Raw genomic sequence first — 15,252 nt, forward strand, 5'->3', positions numbered from 1 at the left:
GCGGGCATATAGCCGCCACCATCGGTCCTGTCCAGCCCTGCCGGAATCATTTCCCGACAAATCGCTTAAGTGCCGCACGCCTCAGACGAACAGCTTGCCTTCCGCAACCTTGATCGCGTTGCCGCCGATGCGCGCCGAGGCCAGTTTTCCGCCTTCAACATTCAGTTCGAGGCGAATGCGCGACGGCCGGCCCATCTCCAGCCCCTGCTCGATCCACAGCTGCGAAATGCCGTCGGTTGGACCATCGAAATGCATGATGGCGCCGGCAAAGGCGGCCGCCGCCGAGCCGGTCGCCGGGTCCTCATAGGAAGGCGTGCCCGGCACGATCATACGCACATGGAACGCGCTTTCGTGGTTCACCGTCTCACGGCAATACACATACGGGCTGGCGAAGGCCCAGTCGCTCTTGCGCGGCGCCAACTCCGACCACGCCTGGTTGTCGAGCCGGATTCGCCCCGCCGCCTCGAGATTGGCGACCGGGATGGTCACATAGGGCACGCCCGCCGACCAGAACGCGACGCGGTGATTCTCGAAGCCGATTTCGTGCGGCGCCAGGCCAAGGGCAGCACCAATCGCATGCGGATCGGCCTCGAGCTTTAACGGCTCCGGCAATTTCGCCAGGTCGAATTCGGCGAAGGTGGCGCCATCGTGCTTGCTGACGGCGCAGCGCACCGGGCCAATGTTCTCTTCCAGCACGAAGATGCCGGCGCCGCCCTCTTCGGCCAATTCGGCCAGCGCGATCGCGGCGCCAACAGTCGGATGGCCGGCGAACGGCATTTCATAGTCGGGCGTGAAGATGCGGATGCGGTTTTTATGCTTGGGATTGTCCGCCGGCAGCACGAAAACGGATTCGGACAGGTTGAATTCGCGCGCGATGGCCTGCATGGCGCGCGTGTCCAGACCTTTGCAATCCAGCACGACGGCCAGCGGATTGCCGGCCAGCCGCTCGGTCGTAAACACATCGTAAAGCAAGTAGTTCCGGGTTTTCATTCCTGCCTCAATCCAAACATGGGCGAAATTTAATTTGATATTCGAACCAGTAAGCCTGATCTGTGCACAGATAGGGATACTGCGCATTATAGGGGTCCGGCGTGGACCAGATTGTCAATCTGCCAAAGACGGAATCGGATTCCACCATCGAGACCGCGCTCGGACTCGACAGGCGAGGTCTGCGCCAGTCGCGCCGGCGCGGCTGGCTTTATGCGCTGCTGGCACTGATCGTGCTCGCCGCCAGCCTCGGCGTCTATCAGTGGTATGCTGGCTCGCCCACCAGGATCGATTACACCACCGTGCCGGCCGCCAAAGCCGACCTCACTGTCCAGGTGTCCGCGACAGGCACGCTGCAGCCCCTCACCCAGGTCGATATTTCCAGCCAGCTCTCCGGCATTATCCGTTCGGTTTCCGTCGAGGAGAACCAGCAGGTCAAGAAGGGCGATGTGCTGGCCGCTCTCGACACCACCAAGCTGCAGGTCCAGATCGAACGGGCGGAGGCGTCCTCCAAGGCGGCGGCCGCCAATGTCGAGGACGCCACTGTAACGCTTGCCGAGAACGAAAGCGGGCTTATCCGCGCGGCGGCATTGACCAAGCGCGGCATGGCGACCGACCAGTCGCTCGAAGCGGCGACCGCGACGCGCGACCGTTCCAAGGCGGCGCTCGACAGCGCCAGGGCCAATCTCGCCATCGCCAATGCCGATCTGAAATCGCAGCAGACCGACCTCGCCAACAGCACCATCTATGCGCCGATCGACGGCATCGTGCTGACGCGCTCGGTTGACCCCGGCCAGACGGTCGCCTCGTCGCTGCAGGCGCCGGTGCTGTTCATCATCGCCGCCGACCTGAAGAACATGGAACTGGTGGCGGCGGTCGACGAGGCCGACATCGGCACGGTGAAGACCGGCCAGCATGCCCGCTTCACCGTCGACGCCTTCCCGGAGCGGCCGTTCGATGCCGAGATCCGCGACATCTCCTATGCCTCGGTCACCACCGATGGCGTCGTCACCTACAATGCGCGGCTCGAGGTCGACAACAACGAGCTGTTGCTGCGGCCCGGCATGACCGCCACCGTTTCGGTCGTCACCCGGCAGGCCAAGGGTGTGCTCACCGTCCCGGCAACCGCCTTCCGCTATCGACCCCCGGCACCTACGGCCCGCGCGTGGAGCCTGAGCGACCTGTTCACCGGCCGCATGGGTCGTCCCGGCGGCAATCGCCAGCGCCAGGTTGCGCCGCCCATCGACGGCTCACGCACGCTCTACGTGCTGGAGAATGGGCGGCCCCGTCCGGTCAACGTCAAGATCGGCTCGACCGATGGCGAACTGACCGAGATCACCTCGGGCCTGGAGGAAGGCGCGCAGGTCATCACCGCGTCGCAGCAGCGGAGCTGAGGCCGTGGCTTCGGGCGCGCACCTCATCACCTTCGACAAGGTCTGGAAGAGTTATGGTCAGGGCGAGGCCCAGATCCATGCGCTGGCCGGCGTCGACCTTGCCATAAAGCGTGGTGAATTCGTCGCCATCATGGGCCCGTCCGGCTCCGGCAAATCGACAGCATTGAACATCATCGGCTGCCTCGACACGCCGACGGCCGGAACCTACTCCTTCATGGGCATCGATGCCGGCCGGCTCGACCGCAACCGCCGTGCAATGCTGCGCAACCTCTATGTCGGTTTCGTCTTCCAGGGCTACAATCTGCTGGCCCGCACCACCGCCGCGGAGAATGTCGAGCTGCCTCTGATCTATCGCGGCGTTGCCGCCCGCGAGCGTCGCGACCTCGCCATGCAGGCGTTGGCCCAGGTTGGCCTTGTCGGCCGCGAGCACCACACGCCGGCCGAGTTGTCCGGCGGCCAGCAGCAGCGCGTGGCGATCGCACGCGCCATCGTCACAAGGCCGACACTGCTCGTCGCCGACGAGCCGACCGGCAATCTCGACACCGCCCGCACGCATGAAATCATGGAGCTGCTGACGAAGCTGAACAAGGAGCTTGGCCTGACCATCACCATGGTCACCCACGAGGCCGATGTCGCCGAATATGCCAAGCGCACCATCCGCTTCGTCGACGGCCGCGTCGCCTCCGACACCGCGAAGCTGGAAGTGGCTCAGCCATGATCCCGATAAGTGGAATCCGGTTTTCGGAGAAGATCATGGCCAAACACAGAGATAGAGCCCCATCCCGGTTCTATCGGGACGGAAGGCTCTGACCATGATCTGGGAAACCGTCCGCCTGTCGCTCCGCTCGATCCGCCGCAACGTACTGCGCTCGTTCCTGACATTGCTTGGCATTGTCATCGGCGTTGCCGCCGTCATTGCCATGCTCACCATCGGCTCCGGCACCACCGAAAAGGTCAAGGCCGACATCTCCAAGCTCGGCAGCAACCTGCTGGTCGTCCGGTCCGGCCGCCCGGCCGGTCCCGGTGGTCCGGGCGGGCTCGATCAGGTGGTACGTCCGCTGGCCGAGAAGGATCTTGCGGCGCTGGTTGCGCATCTCACCGGCGCGCGTGTCATTTCGCCGGCCTCGCAGAAGCAGGTGCGTGTCATCTTCGGCACCGAGAGCCTGACCTCGGGCGTCACCGGCACCGACAGCGCCTATCTCGATGCGCGCGACTGGAAGCTGGTTTCCGGCCGCCCGTTCAGCGATTCCGAAACCCGCTCGGGCACCGGCGTGTGCCTGATCGGCGAGACGGTGCGCCAGCAGTTCTTCGGCTCAGGCGACCCCGAGGGGGAGATCATCCGCGTCAACCGCACCTCCTGCAAGATCGTCGGCCTGCTCGAACCCAAGGGCTATACCGGCTTCGGCCAGGATCAGGACAATGTCGTGCTGATGCCGCTGCACGCCTATCAGCGCCGCATCGCCGGCAACCGCGACATCGACAGCATCTACATCGCCGCCGACGACCGCACGCCGACCAGCGAACTGCAGCCGCGCGTCGAGGACATTTTGCGCGATGCGCGCCGCATCACGCCCGACCGCGAAAGCGATTTCGCCATTCGCGACATGACCCAGATCGCCGACGCCATGGCCAGCGCCACCGCCACCATGACCGGCATGCTGGGCGCGGTCGCCGGCGTCAGCCTGCTGGTCGGCGGCATCGGCATCATGAACATCATGCTGGTGTCGGTCACCGAGCGCACCCGCGAGATCGGCATCAGGCTGGCCATCGGCGCGCATGAAAAGCATATCCTTATCCAGTTCCTGGTCGAGGCGACGGTGCTGTCGCTGCTCGGCGGCATCATCGGCATCCTGATCGGCCTGGCGTTCGCCGGCCTCGCCTCGGTGACGCTGACCATCCCGTTCGCACCGAACCCGGCCGTCATCCTGCTCGCCGTCGGTTTTTCGGCGTTGATCGGCATGGTGTTCGGCTTCTTCCCCGCGCTGCGCGGCGCTCGCCTCGATCCGATCGACGCGCTACGGCATGAGTAGGACGGGGCCTGCATCCGGCATCCGATTTGATCTGCACAACTTTTGACGTTTCCGCCCCGTGCCTCCACTGTCGCGGTGCGGTTCGCGATGTTAGGGCAAGGCATCTCTGGTCGAGGAATGGCGTGATGAGCAAGAAAGCGCGACTGATCCTGGTGATGGTGGTCATCGAAGCCGTCCTTGCCGGCATCTGGTGGTATCTAGCCCGCTTCGGCATGGCCAATCCCGACCGCCTCACCGCCGATTTTCAGGCGGTTGTCGGCCAGACGATGGGAATGGCCATGGGTGGGTTGCTGGGGATCGGCGTTATCTTGTTCTTCGTCGCCGCCCGCAACGATCGCAAGGCAGCGCAGGGCAAGGCGCGCCGCTAACCCTTGCCCGCGAAATGCCACTCGATCAGCGGCTTCATGTGTGCCGACAGCCCGGCCGGCAGGTCGGCGGCATGGCGGATGATCACCGGCCCCTCGATCTCCGGATCGGTCTCGGCCGCGACAAAGGCCGAGATTCGCCGAGCGATCTCGTCGGCAGGCGCCGGCTCGTGATAGCGGCGAAAGATCACCGTGCCGCTGTTCGTCGACAAAGCGTGATAGCGATGGCCGCGTTCAGCAACCGACAGGTCCAGGCCCGTCTCTTCGCGCACCTCACGGATCATGTTGAAATCGACATCGACTAGCCCGTCGCGGAAATCGGCCGGTTCGAACGAGCCGGCGGCAAAGTAGACGCGGCCGGCATTGACCGTGCGCGGTCCCATGCGGATCGCCACCAGCGCATTGTCGCCAGCCACCAGCATGGCATGCGCATAGGCATGCTCGGCGCCCGAATTCTCGCGCCGCTTACGCCATAGCATGAACGTGGAGTAGTTGACCGCGTGGCAGCGCCCGACGAGGCGATTGTCGCGCCAGGCGAGTTGCGACAGCAGCACCACCGTGCCATCGAACAGCGCCGGATTGGCTGATATCTCGCGGTGCCAGTTCTCGGCGATCGCCTCGGCGTTGTCCTGCGCGAAGGGGTGCGGACCAGGATCGAGCCGGACGTCGACGGCGTCGACCGGCAGGATGACATTGCGTGGCAGATCGAAGCTCATGAGCGTATCAAGCCATGTCCAGGGTGATCGCCACCGGGCAGTGGTCGGATGCCTTCGGCCGGTCCCAGCCGGCGCGCGGAAAGCGCTCCACCTCCTGGCCCGGCGGAAAGATGGTGCGCCAGGGCTGGCCATTGCGGACGATGTCGGGAATAGCCGTGGCGTTCTTCTCCGCCAGCCCCTTGGAGAGCAGGATATAGTCGAGTTGGCACAGGTGCCGCTCTTCAGGCCCACGCGTGTGGTAGAAGCTCCAGCGGTTCATCTCCGGCCGCCGCTCGACGACGTTCTCGCAAAAGCCGCCTGCCGTCAGCACGTTGATGCAGGACTGGTTCTCATCGATCACCTCGAAGCGGTAGCCGTCGACGGCATCGCCGGCGATCTTCACGCGCTGCCGGTAATCGTTCATGTCGCCGCAGATCGCCCAGCGCATGTCGGCTGCGTAATCCTTGCCGAAGCGCTCCTCGATGATGCGGCGCACCGCCTGCGCCTCGGCGATGCGCAGCGGCATCGTCGCTTCGCGTCCGTCAAGCCCATTGCGCGGCGAGCCCATCGATTTGAAATGCACGAGATAGAGCGTCAGCGGCACGCCGCCGACAGTCACATCGATTTCCAGGCAGTCGCGGCGGAAGATGCGCTCATTGGCTTGATTGCCAAGAGCTTCCAGTTCCGGCGTGTGCAGGCCGAACTGTTCGAAGGTGACATAGGCGTGGCTGGTCATGCGCACGAATTCGATCGGCTGGCCCTGCGCGGTCTCGGCGCGCATCATCACGGCCACATCGATGCCGCGCGAATCGTTGCCAGCAGTGGTGTATTTCTGCCGGTAGCCCTCCCCCACCATCTTGAACAGATAGCCGTATTCGAAGGCCTTCAGCGCCTCGATACTGTCGACCTCCTGCATGCAGATGATGTCGGCGCGGGTCGCCGCGATCGCCAGCGCCGTCAGCTGGCGCGTGTCGTCGGACTGCGCGATGGCGCGGGCCTGCTCCAGCATCTTGTATTCGGCTTCGCTCTGGATATCGAAAAGCGCCAGCGTGCGATCCTCGTTGAGCTGGTTGCGATACCCGGAAAAATCGAACCTGCTCATCAGGTTCTCGACATTGAAGGTGGCGAGGCGCAGCGACATGTCCTGACCTTTGCCCACAAGCGCGCGAGAAAACAAGGTCGCAGGACCACTGTCGATATCGATTGGTCCTGACGGCGTACGCGCCATGGTTGACGGAACCTTTCCGTTCATCCGCCGTTCACACGCAAAGGTCCACATTGGCCCCATTCCCAGGGTGGGCGTGGGGCCTGTATCTCTAGGAGAGTGCAATGAGTTCGCTCTTTTCTTCCTCTGTCAAATCCGGGCTGATAGCGCTCGGTATCCTCTCGGGCATCACGGCACCGTCCGCGGCCGGCCCGATCCTGCAGCCGGACCTGTCGATTCCCTCAAGCACGGCGGCGCCGACGATCACGCCGGTGCGCGATGAATGGGCGGGCGGCAATGACCGGCAGCTCTATAACGATTGGAGATGGCGCCGGTCGGGCCATTGGAGTGGCAACCGACACTGGAACGGTGGAAACTGGAACAGTGGAAACTGGAACGGTGGAAACAACTGGCGTTGGCGTCACCGCCACTATCACGGCCGCTACTATGATGATGGTGCGAGCGCCGCGATCCTGGGCCTTGGCCTCGGGCTTGGCCTTGGCAGCATGTACAACAACTACGATTACTACGACGCGCCGCCGCCGCGCCGCTACTACCGCGCGGGCCGGCTTTCGAGCGCCCATGTCCAGTGGTGCTACAACCGCTACCGCTCGTATCGCGCTTGGGACAACACGTTCCAGCCTTACAACGGCCCGCGCCAGCAGTGCTGGTCGCCCTATAGCTGAGCTAAGCTGTGGCTGAGCCACAATGAAAAAAAACGGCGCCGTGTGGCGCCGTTTTTGATTCTGGCTGTTCGAAGCTACCGGACTTCGAGCATTTGGATTTCGGTCAGTTCTTGGCCTTGTCGACCAGCTTGTTCTTCGAAATCCACGGCATCATCGCGCGCAGCTTGGCGCCGACTTCCTCGATCTGGTGGCTGTCGTTCATGCGGCGGATGCCTTTGAATCGAGACATGCCGGCGCGGTATTCTTGCATCCATTCCGAGGTGAACTTGCCGGTCTGGATATCCTTCAGCACGCGCTTCATCTCGGCCTTGGTCTCGGCGGTGATGATACGCGGGCCCGAGACATACTCGCCCCATTCGGCGGTGTTGGAGATCGAATAGTTCATGTTGGCGATGCCGCCTTCATAGATCAGGTCGACGATCAGCTTGACCTCGTGCAGGCACTCGAAATAGGCCATCTCAGGCGCATAGCCGGCTTCCACCAGCGTCTCGAAGCCGGCGCGGATCAGTTCGACCAGGCCGCCGCACAGCACCACCTGTTCGCCGAACAGATCGGTCTCGCATTCCTCGCGGAAATTGGTCTCGATGATGCCCGAACGGCCACCGCCGACGCCGCAGGCGTAGGACAGAGCCAGATCAAGCGCGTTGCCCGAGGCGTCCTGGTTGACGGCGACCAGGCACGGCACGCCGCCGCCCTTCTGGTATTCGCCGCGCACCGTGTGGCCCGGGCCCTTTGGCGCGATCATGACGACATCGACCGAAGCCTTCGGCTCGATCAGGCCGAAATGCACGTTGAGGCCGTGCGCGAAGGCGATCGCCGCGCCGTCGCGGATGTTCGGCGCGATCTCTGATCTGTAGATGTCGGCCTGCAGTTCGTCGGGCGTCGCCATCATCATCAGGTCGGCCCATTTGGCGGCATCGGCCACGCTCATCACCTTGAGCCCGTCGGCCTCGACCTTCTTGGCGGTCGCCGAGCCGGCCTTGAGGCCGATGGCGATGTCCTTGACGCCGGAATCCTTGAGGTTGAGCGCATGCGCCCTGCCCTGGCTGCCATAGCCGATGATAGCGACCTTCTTGCCCTTGATCAGGTTGAGATCGGCATCACGATCGTAATAGACACGCATTTTGTCTTCCTTCCCGTTTTATAAATCAGAGGCCTTGCGGCCCGGTTTTGCTCCATGAAGAGCGAGAAACTGCTGCGTCGCCCGTGCGGCATCGCCGCCAATCGCCGCCTCAGTCAATTCCAGCCGGTCGCCAAGCAGCAGACGGATCTGCACGTCGCGGGCGACCAGCCCGAAAAAGGTGCGGAACGCCGTCTCGGCGTCCGAAAATTCCAGCAGCCCGGCCTGCCGGCCTGCCTCAAGCACCGGCTTCAGCCGCTTCGCCAGCGCGAAACGGCCATTCTCCAGCACGACGGCGCCGAGATCGTCCTTGCCGGAACCGGCATGACCGACCGCCACGCGGTTGAGCGCGATCGAGGTGTCGCTCGAAATCACCTTCAGCCAGTCCGAGGCGAAGCGCTCAAGGCTTGCCGTCAGCGACGCAAGATCGAGCCCCTTGCCGTCGACCGGAGCCACCCGCACTTTCGAGGCTTGCCATTGGACCGTCGCCGTCAGCAGCCCGTCACGGTCGCCAAACCATTTGTAGAGCGTTTCCTTGGAACAGCTCGCGCGGCGCGCCACGGCGGTCATGGTCAGGTGATCGCCTTCCTCGACCAGCAGGCGAAGCGCCGCGTCCAGAACGGCCTTCTGCCGCTCCGTCAGCGCTTGGCTGTTGTCGATGTCGGCGTTCGCCAGCAACACGCTTTTTTCCCGTTTGATAGTGGCGGCAGCACGTTTCAAACGGCAGCCGTACCGTACGTTACGGTTCGGCATATTGCGCAATTCGATGATTGGCGCAAGAGGACGCACTGAAAAATATCTCAAAGCAGCCGCACAATGCCGGCGGCGAGTTTGCTCAATCGCTGGCAGGCGGATGGCGCAGCCGGCCAAGCAGTGCCGACACCATGTTCAATTGATCCACCGAGAGTTTCGCGCCGACCAGTTCGGCGATCGATCGGCCATAGACGGACCACATCCGACGGCGCGTGTCGCGCCCCTTGGCCGTAATGCGGATGGTCTGACCGCGGCCGTCATCGGCCACCGGCAGCTTCTCGACCAGCCCGTCAGCCTCGAGCCGCGCCAGCAGCCGCGAGATATTGTACTGCGCAAACAGTGTGCGCTCGATCAACTGGAATGGCCGCAGCCCGCCCTCGCCCACCTCGGCCAGTTCATGCAGCACGTCGTACCAGGCGAGCGGCGGCAGGCCACCCTCTTTCAACGCCTCTTCGGCATGTTCGATGAGCTGACGCGAAACCCGCATCAGGCGGGCCCAGGCCTTGATGGCCTCGGGCGAAGGCGTGGCTTGCTCCGTCATGACTGCATCCTAGGCGATAGATGCAAATGCATCAAGCTTGACGATCGATGCACATGCATCTATATAGATGCAATTGCATTAACTCTGGATGGCAAATCCCATGAAACATGAAATCTGCAAGGTTGACGACATTCCACGGACGGGCAGCATGATCGCGCCGTTCTTCGGCCGTGAGGTCCATGTCTGGCGCAGCGGCGAGCGCATCCGAGCCGCCGCCAATGTCTGTCTGCATTTCGGCGGACCGCTCGACTGCAAGGACGGCAGGCTGGTCTGCCAATGGCACGGCGCCTCCTTCGACATGGCATCAGGCGATCGCCTTGACGGTCCGGCGCCAAAGGGTTCTCGCCTGATGTTCCTGTCGACACGCGTCGAGGACGGCGCGTTGAATTATGTCTGGGGAGAATGAGATGGCCGACAAGCTCATTCTCGTCAGTCACCATCTCTGCCCCTATGTGCAACGCGCCGCGATTTCGCTGGCCGAAAAGGGCGTGCCGTTCGAGCGCGTCGACATCGACCTCGCCGACAAGCCGGACTGGTTCAAGGCGATCTCGCCGCTGGGCAAGGTGCCGCTGCTGCGTACGCAGCGAAAGGGCGAGCAGACGGCAATCTTCGAGTCCGCGGTCATCCTCGAATTCCTCGAAGAAACACAAACCAATCCCCTCCACCCTGCCGACCCTTACGCCCGCGCCCGGCATCGCGCCTGGATCGAGTTCGGCTCGGCCATCCTCAACGCCATCGGCCGTTTCTATTCAGCCTCGACCGAGGCTGGCTTCCTTGCGGAAAGCGAGGCTCTTTCGGCGATGTTCGGTCGTCTTGAGGCCGAGCTGGCGGAATCCGAACGGAACGGACCATGGTTCGCCGGCGAGCGCCTCTCGCTCGTCGACGCGGTCTACGGATCGGTCTTCCGCTACTTCGACGCCTTCGACCGGATCGGCGATTTCGGCATTCTGGACGGCAAGCCGCTCGTCGACGCCTGGCGCCAGGCGTTGAGCGGACGTCCGTCGATCAGGCACGCCGTGGCGCCGGACTATCCGCAGCGCCTGCACGCCTTCCTGCAGGCGAAAGGATCCTACCTTTCGAGCCTCATCCGCCGAAGCGATCCGGCCACCGCGCCTCCACAAGCCCAATTCGCCTGAACGGATCGATCACGGTTCCGGCCACCATCGCGGCGAGAAACTGTGGCGCCGGCGGGATTTTCGCCACCGTCGCCACCAGCCTGTCACGGATGAACGGCAGCGCTGCGGAATCCGACTGGTAGAATGGCGTGAACGCCAGCGAAAGCGCCTGGAAGACACGCACATGCCAGCGCCGCGCTGCCGCATAGGCCTCGAGCGCCGCTTCGACACTGCCCGTCCGTGCCAGTGCATGGCTGAGCGCCGCCGCGTCGAGCAGCGCCATGTTAGCCCCTTGCCCGAGTTGCGGGCTGGTCGAATGCGCGGCATCGCCGATGACGGCCAGCCGCCGACCGACCGGGCGCTTCATTGTGTGGTGGCCGTAGCGTGCCAGCGAAAGCTGGTCGAAACTGTCGATCTGGCTGGTGAACGCCTCGCTCTGCGGCCACAGCCGGACCACCCTCTCCTTCCAGGATTCGAGGCCCCGGGCGCGCACCGTGTCAGCGTCCGCCGGCTTCAGACTCCAGAAGAAGGCTGCCATCTTTTCGGCACCCGGCTCCGGCCGGCCGATCGGCAGGACGCCGATCATCACGCTGGCCCTCTCGTAGCGTTGCAGCAACGCATGCTCGTCGAAGCCGTCGCCGCGCCAGCCGAGCGACGCCCAGAACGCGCCATAGGTGAGTGGACGCGGCGCGCCGGCATTGTCCGCGCACTGCCGCAGTTTCGACTTTGAGCCGCTTGCGTCGACGACAAGGTCGAACGGCCCTGCCCTTCGCCCGTTGCCACGGATCAGGCTCGCCCGTTCGCCGGTCTCCGCGGTCTCGATCTCCACGCCGGTTTCAATGGTGACCGCTTCGCGCCGCGCGGCTCGAAAGAGCACGCCGAACAAGGCCGTCCGATGCACAGCCAGGCCAAAACGGCGACCGCGCTGGGCGTCATAGCGGACATCGAGCACGGTGCGGCCGGTCGTGGCGTCGGCGCCATGCAGCCGATCGATGCGGCTGCCCAGCGCCAGTATGTCATCGAGCAGACCGAGATCGGCCAGCACCGTCAGCCCGGTCGGCTGCAGGATCAACCCGGAGCCGACCGGCTTCGGTTCCTCGAAGCGCTCGAACACGGTGACCCGATGCCCGGCACGCCTGAGATAGAGCGCCATCGCCAGCCCCGCCGGCCCGGCGCCCGCAATTGCGATATCGTAGGAAATGCCAATGCCCCCAAAGCCGGATTGGTCGGGACAATCCTTCAGCGGCCGGACTAAATCAAGTCGCCTCCCCCGCCATTAGCCGCCGTTCAAGCCCGGGCGGCATCGAACCCGGCACGCGCCTGGCGCACCGCGTCATGATTGAGCTCGGCCCACAGGATCAGCTGGTGCAAGGCGCCGAACATCGACCGCCCGAGGTCGGTGAGACTGTATTCGACGCTCGGTGGCTTGGTAGGGAACACCTCGCGATGCACATAGCCGTCGCGCTGCAGTTCATGAAGCGTCTGGGTGAGCATGCGCTGCGAAATATCGGGCACCAGCCGCCGCAACTCGCCGAAGCGGTAAGGCTGCTCGGCCAGGGCCCCCATCAAAAGTGAACTCCATTTGCCGCTGAGACCCTGCATCACATCGCGAACCGGGCAATCGGCAAGGTTGCCGCCGTTGCTCATGGCTTTGTAGATCTCGAGCTTGGATCTCAGATTGACGATCGTGCTGTCCACGGCTGGTTCCTTGCCTGTGCCTACCTCCCGAAAAACTGCCTTCTTTACGGCCATGGGTCAATTCCTATTTTAGTGCTGGTCTCTTTTTGAGACCACCACCCGCCCCTTCCCTCCGACCCATGCCAGGATCACAAATGAGCAAAACTCTCCTCGTCACCGGCGCTTCCGGCCAGCTTGGCCGCAGCGTCATCAACCACCTGCTGGACACATTCAAGGTTCCGGCGGCGCGCATCATCGCCACAACCCGCACGCCGGCCAGCCTTGCCGATCTGGCAGCACGCGGTGTCACCGTTCGGGCGGCGGACTTCGACGATCCGTCTTCGCTCGCAGAGGCTTTTCAAGGCGCCGACCGGGTGCTCATCATCTCGACCAACGAACTGGCAATCCAGGGAAAGCGGCGCGAGCAGCAGCTCGCTGCCGTCGCTGCGGCGAAACAAGCAGGCGTCGCCCATTTGCTCTACACCTCGATGCCCAGCCCCGAGCCGGGCTCGCCGGTCCTTTTCGCGCCCGACCACCACGGCACCGAACAGGCAATCAAGGCGAGCGGCATCCCCCATACGATCTTCCGCAACAGCTGGTATGACGAGAACCTGTTCATGTCGCTGCCGCAGACCCTGGCGTCGGGTCACTGGTATACGTCGGCGGGCGATGGCCGCATTTCCTATGGCGCGCGCGACGATTTGGCGGCGGCGATCGCCGCAGGGCTTGCCTCCGGCGCCGACGACAGCAAGACCTACACGCTGACCGGCCCCGAGGCCTACACTGTCGCCGAGGTCGCGGCGCTGGTCACCGACGTCACCGGCAAGCCCATCCAGGTCATCCAGCTTTCCGACGAAGCATTGACCGAGGGAATGAAGTCGGCCGGCCTTCCCGAACCCATCGCCCGGCTTCTCGTGTCGTTCGACGCCGCCACGCGGGTCGGTGGCCTTGGCATGGTGACCGACTCCGTTGAAAAACTGTCCGGCCGCAAATCGATACCGCTGAAGCAGTTCCTGGAGACCAACAAGGCCGCTTTGGCTGCCTGACGATCAGCGCGGCGGGGAGCCCTATCTCGGCTTCCCGTCGCGTTGCTTCGATGTCTTCAGCAATCCGAGCCGGATCAGGCTTTCGCCAGTTGCAACCAGCGCATCTTCGCGTGGTCGCGGCGCCCAGCCGAGCATGCGCACCGCCTTCTCGTTGCTGGCGTTCTTGGCCTTGCCCAGTTCCGGCACGACCTGCGCGGCTTCCGCGCTGAACAGCCCGACGAAGCGGACCAGCCAGTCGGGAAGCGTCCTCGTCGAGACGCGCGCCGCCGCATCGCCCAGTCGTGTCCTCAAGGTTTCGGCCATCTCCCGCACGGTCATGAAGTCACCGGCAACCGCCAGGAACCGTTCGCCCCTGGCGGCGGGGTTGGTCATCGCGCGCAGATGCAGATCCACCACGTCGCGCACATCGACGACGCCGAAGGACAGGCGTGGCAGGCCAGGCATGGCACCGTCCATCATGCGCCGGATGAATTCGGTGGAGGTCGAATGATCGGCCCCGAGAACCGGTCCGAAGATGCCGACCGGATTGACGACCGCAAGTTCCAGCGCCCCGCCCTCGGCGGCAATGAAATCCCAAGCCGCGCGCTCGGCCAGGGTCTTCGATTTCACGTAGGCGCTGACCTTGCCCGTCGGATCGGTCCAGTTCTCCTCGGTGAACGGCCTGCCGCCAGGCGGCAGCTTGCCATAGCCGATGGCCGCGAAGGACGAGGTGAGCACGACGCGCTTCACTCCCGCGTCCCGCGCCGCCCGCAACACCCGCAGCGCGCCCTCGCGAGCCGGTATGATCAGCTCATCTTCATGCTTCGGCACGCCGGGCGGAAAGGGCGAGGCGACATGCAGGACATAGTCGCAACCGGCTACGGCTTGCGGCCAGCCGGCATCGGCCATGAGATCGGCGATGGCGAACGAGGGTGCCGCTCCGGGCTCGGCGCCGCCGGCCTTGAGCATGGCGAGCACATCAGCTTCACGCTTGGCGGACCGCACGGTCGTGCGCACGCGGTAGCCGGCCTTCAGCAGGTCGAGAATACAATGAGCGCCGAGGAAGCCGGATCCGCCGGTGACAAGCACCAATTCGCCGCTCATTCCCGCCTCCTCAGCCATTCATCGGCAAGAGACCTTCAAATAGCGACCTGGGTGCCGATCTCGACGACGCGTCCGGTCGGAATCTGAAAATACTCCGTGGCGTCGGCAGCCGTGCGTGCCAACCCAATGAACAGCCGGTCCTGCCACAACGGCATGCCGGAATTGGGCGAAGCCTTGAGCGAACGGCGCGACAGGAAGAACGACGTCGTCATGATGTCGAACTTCCAGCCCTGCTTGCGGCAGATCGCCAGCGCGCGCGGGATGTTGGGCTGCTCCATGTAGCCGAAGGTCAGCGTCACCCGCATGAACAGCTCGTTGACCGTCTCCATCTTGACCCGGTCGCTGTCGGGCACCACCGGCTGCGGCGCGGTCACCACCGAAAGGATGACGTTCTGCTCATGCAGCACCTTGTAGTGCTTCAGGCTGTGCATCAGCGCGGTTGGCGCGCTGAGCGGATCACTGGTCAGGAACACGGCCGTGCCGGATACCAGCTGCGGCTTCTTCTTCAACAAATTGCCGGCGAGGAAATCGAGCGGGATTTCGTTGCGGCGGGTCT

18 protein-coding genes are annotated in these 15,252 nt (G+C 64.1%); 8 read left to right on the plus strand and 10 right to left on the minus strand.

Going from position 1 to position 15,252, the window contains the following annotated elements:
* Positions 1-81: 81 nt before the first annotated feature.
* The gene (locus BLS48_RS03590; protein ID WP_091575571.1) at positions 82-990 is read right to left on the minus strand and encodes a PhzF family phenazine biosynthesis protein; all 909 of its coding nucleotides are present in this window, start codon (positions 988-990) and stop codon (positions 82-84) included.
* Between the two features lie 101 nt (positions 991-1,091).
* Between BLS48_RS03590 and BLS48_RS03595 the strand changes: the two genes are divergently transcribed.
* The 4 genes from BLS48_RS03595 (at position 1,092) to BLS48_RS03610 (ending at position 4,779) form a co-directional block, all read left to right on the plus strand.
* On the plus strand, positions 1,092-2,381 hold the full coding sequence (locus BLS48_RS03595; RefSeq protein ID WP_091575572.1) for an efflux RND transporter periplasmic adaptor subunit: 1,290 nt from the start codon (positions 1,092-1,094) through the stop codon (positions 2,379-2,381).
* A gap of 4 nt (positions 2,382-2,385) precedes the next feature.
* On the plus strand, positions 2,386-3,099 hold the full coding sequence (locus BLS48_RS03600; RefSeq protein ID WP_091575573.1) for an ABC transporter ATP-binding protein: 714 nt from the start codon (positions 2,386-2,388) through the stop codon (positions 3,097-3,099).
* 94 nt (positions 3,100-3,193) lie between these two features.
* Positions 3,194-4,411: an ABC transporter permease gene (locus BLS48_RS03605; protein WP_091575574.1), complete on the plus strand. Its 1,218-nt coding sequence runs from the start codon at positions 3,194-3,196 to the stop codon at positions 4,409-4,411.
* Between the two features lie 125 nt (positions 4,412-4,536).
* Complete coding sequence (locus BLS48_RS03610) at positions 4,537-4,779, plus strand: hypothetical protein (RefSeq protein WP_091575575.1); 243 nt, start codon at positions 4,537-4,539, stop codon at positions 4,777-4,779.
* Here BLS48_RS03610 and BLS48_RS03615 read toward each other — a convergent pair.
* Positions 4,776-5,492, minus strand: a complete 717-nt coding sequence (locus BLS48_RS03615; protein WP_091575576.1) for an NUDIX hydrolase — start codon at positions 5,490-5,492, stop codon at positions 4,776-4,778. The two genes, BLS48_RS03610 and BLS48_RS03615, sit on opposite strands and share 4 nt — an antisense overlap.
* A gap of 7 nt (positions 5,493-5,499) precedes the next feature.
* Complete coding sequence (locus BLS48_RS03620; RefSeq protein WP_091575673.1) at positions 5,500-6,612, minus strand: endonuclease/exonuclease/phosphatase family protein; 1,113 nt, start codon at positions 6,610-6,612, stop codon at positions 5,500-5,502.
* A 188-nt stretch (positions 6,613-6,800) separates the two neighbouring features.
* Here BLS48_RS03620 and BLS48_RS03625 point away from each other — a divergent pair, with 188 nt between their 5' ends.
* Complete coding sequence (locus tag BLS48_RS03625) at positions 6,801-7,361, plus strand: BA14K family protein (protein ID WP_091575577.1); 561 nt, start codon at positions 6,801-6,803, stop codon at positions 7,359-7,361.
* Positions 7,362-7,464: 103 nt separating this feature from the next.
* Here the strand turns inward: BLS48_RS03625 and ilvC are convergent, their stop codons facing one another.
* From ilvC to BLS48_RS03640, 3 genes are all read right to left on the minus strand, one after another.
* Positions 7,465-8,484, minus strand: a complete 1,020-nt coding sequence (gene ilvC / locus BLS48_RS03630; protein ID WP_091575578.1) for a ketol-acid reductoisomerase — start codon at positions 8,482-8,484, stop codon at positions 7,465-7,467.
* Between the two features lie 18 nt (positions 8,485-8,502).
* A complete protein-coding gene (locus BLS48_RS03635) occupies positions 8,503-9,234 on the minus strand; it encodes a TetR/AcrR family transcriptional regulator (RefSeq protein WP_091575674.1) in 732 nt (243 codons plus the stop codon).
* 82 nt (positions 9,235-9,316) lie between these two features.
* On the minus strand, positions 9,317-9,775 hold the full coding sequence (locus BLS48_RS03640) for a MarR family winged helix-turn-helix transcriptional regulator (protein ID WP_091575579.1): 459 nt from the start codon (positions 9,773-9,775) through the stop codon (positions 9,317-9,319).
* 100 nt (positions 9,776-9,875) lie between these two features.
* Here BLS48_RS03640 and BLS48_RS03645 point away from each other — a divergent pair, with 100 nt between their 5' ends.
* On the plus strand, positions 9,876-10,181 hold the full coding sequence (locus BLS48_RS03645; RefSeq protein ID WP_091575580.1) for a Rieske (2Fe-2S) protein: 306 nt from the start codon (positions 9,876-9,878) through the stop codon (positions 10,179-10,181).
* A gap of 1 nt (position 10,182) precedes the next feature.
* Positions 10,183-10,911: a glutathione S-transferase family protein gene (locus BLS48_RS03650; RefSeq protein ID WP_167364923.1), complete on the plus strand. Its 729-nt coding sequence runs from the start codon at positions 10,183-10,185 to the stop codon at positions 10,909-10,911.
* Here the strand turns inward: BLS48_RS03650 and BLS48_RS03655 are convergent.
* Together BLS48_RS03655 and BLS48_RS03660 are read right to left on the minus strand one after the other, a co-directional pair.
* Positions 10,859-12,043, minus strand: a complete 1,185-nt coding sequence (locus tag BLS48_RS03655; protein WP_244529496.1) for an FAD-dependent oxidoreductase — start codon at positions 12,041-12,043, stop codon at positions 10,859-10,861. The two genes, BLS48_RS03650 and BLS48_RS03655, sit on opposite strands and share 53 nt — an antisense overlap.
* A 134-nt stretch (positions 12,044-12,177) precedes the next feature.
* Positions 12,178-12,588, minus strand: a complete 411-nt coding sequence (locus BLS48_RS03660) for a winged helix-turn-helix transcriptional regulator (protein ID WP_091575675.1) — start codon at positions 12,586-12,588, stop codon at positions 12,178-12,180.
* Positions 12,589-12,722: 134 nt separating this feature from the next.
* On the opposite strand from BLS48_RS03660, the gene BLS48_RS03665 reads away from it, so the two are divergent.
* Positions 12,723-13,613 (plus strand): SDR family oxidoreductase, encoded by an 891-nt coding sequence (locus BLS48_RS03665; RefSeq protein WP_091575583.1) that lies wholly within the window; start codon positions 12,723-12,725, stop codon positions 13,611-13,613.
* Between the two features lie 21 nt (positions 13,614-13,634).
* Here the strand turns inward: BLS48_RS03665 and BLS48_RS03670 are convergent, their stop codons facing one another.
* Complete coding sequence (locus tag BLS48_RS03670; RefSeq protein ID WP_091575584.1) at positions 13,635-14,696, minus strand: SDR family oxidoreductase; 1,062 nt, start codon at positions 14,694-14,696, stop codon at positions 13,635-13,637.
* A gap of 35 nt (positions 14,697-14,731) precedes the next feature.
* Positions 14,732-15,252, minus strand: a 521-nt coding sequence (locus BLS48_RS03675; RefSeq protein WP_208604576.1) for a KUP/HAK/KT family potassium transporter, incomplete at its 5' end; no start/stop codon positions are given.

Source organism: Mesorhizobium qingshengii, from assembly GCF_900103325.1.
GTDB lineage: Bacteria > Pseudomonadota > Alphaproteobacteria > Rhizobiales > Rhizobiaceae > Mesorhizobium > Mesorhizobium qingshengii.

Bases quoted from the DNA above. Each gene is read 5' to 3' on its own strand.
- BLS48_RS03590 (WP_091575571.1), bottom strand. From the start codon at position 990: ATGAAAACCCGGAACTACTTGCTTTACGATGTGTTTACGACCGAGCGG.
- BLS48_RS03605 (WP_091575574.1), top strand. From the start codon at position 3,194: ATGATCTGGGAAACCGTCCGCCTGTCGCTCCGCTCGATCCGCCGCAAC.
- BLS48_RS03610 (WP_091575575.1), top strand. From the start codon at position 4,537: ATGAGCAAGAAAGCGCGACTGATCCTGGTGATGGTGGTCATCGAAGCC.
- BLS48_RS03615 (WP_091575576.1), bottom strand. From the start codon at position 5,492: ATGAGCTTCGATCTGCCACGCAATGTCATCCTGCCGGTCGACGCCGTC.
- BLS48_RS03620 (WP_091575673.1), bottom strand. From the start codon at position 6,612: ATGTCGCTGCGCCTCGCCACCTTCAATGTCGAGAACCTGATGAGCAGG.
- BLS48_RS03625 (WP_091575577.1), top strand. From the start codon at position 6,801: ATGAGTTCGCTCTTTTCTTCCTCTGTCAAATCCGGGCTGATAGCGCTC.
- ilvC (WP_091575578.1), bottom strand. From the start codon at position 8,484: ATGCGTGTCTATTACGATCGTGATGCCGATCTCAACCTGATCAAGGGC.
- BLS48_RS03635 (WP_091575674.1), bottom strand. From the start codon at position 9,234: ATGCCGAACCGTAACGTACGGTACGGCTGCCGTTTGAAACGTGCTGCC.
- BLS48_RS03640 (WP_091575579.1), bottom strand. From the start codon at position 9,775: ATGACGGAGCAAGCCACGCCTTCGCCCGAGGCCATCAAGGCCTGGGCC.
- BLS48_RS03645 (WP_091575580.1), top strand. From the start codon at position 9,876: ATGAAACATGAAATCTGCAAGGTTGACGACATTCCACGGACGGGCAGC.
- BLS48_RS03650 (WP_167364923.1), top strand. From the start codon at position 10,183: ATGGCCGACAAGCTCATTCTCGTCAGTCACCATCTCTGCCCCTATGTG.
- BLS48_RS03655 (WP_244529496.1), bottom strand. From the start codon at position 12,043: ATGGCGCTCTATCTCAGGCGTGCCGGGCATCGGGTCACCGTGTTCGAG.
- BLS48_RS03665 (WP_091575583.1), top strand. From the start codon at position 12,723: ATGAGCAAAACTCTCCTCGTCACCGGCGCTTCCGGCCAGCTTGGCCGC.
- BLS48_RS03670 (WP_091575584.1), bottom strand. From the start codon at position 14,696: ATGAGCGGCGAATTGGTGCTTGTCACCGGCGGATCCGGCTTCCTCGGC.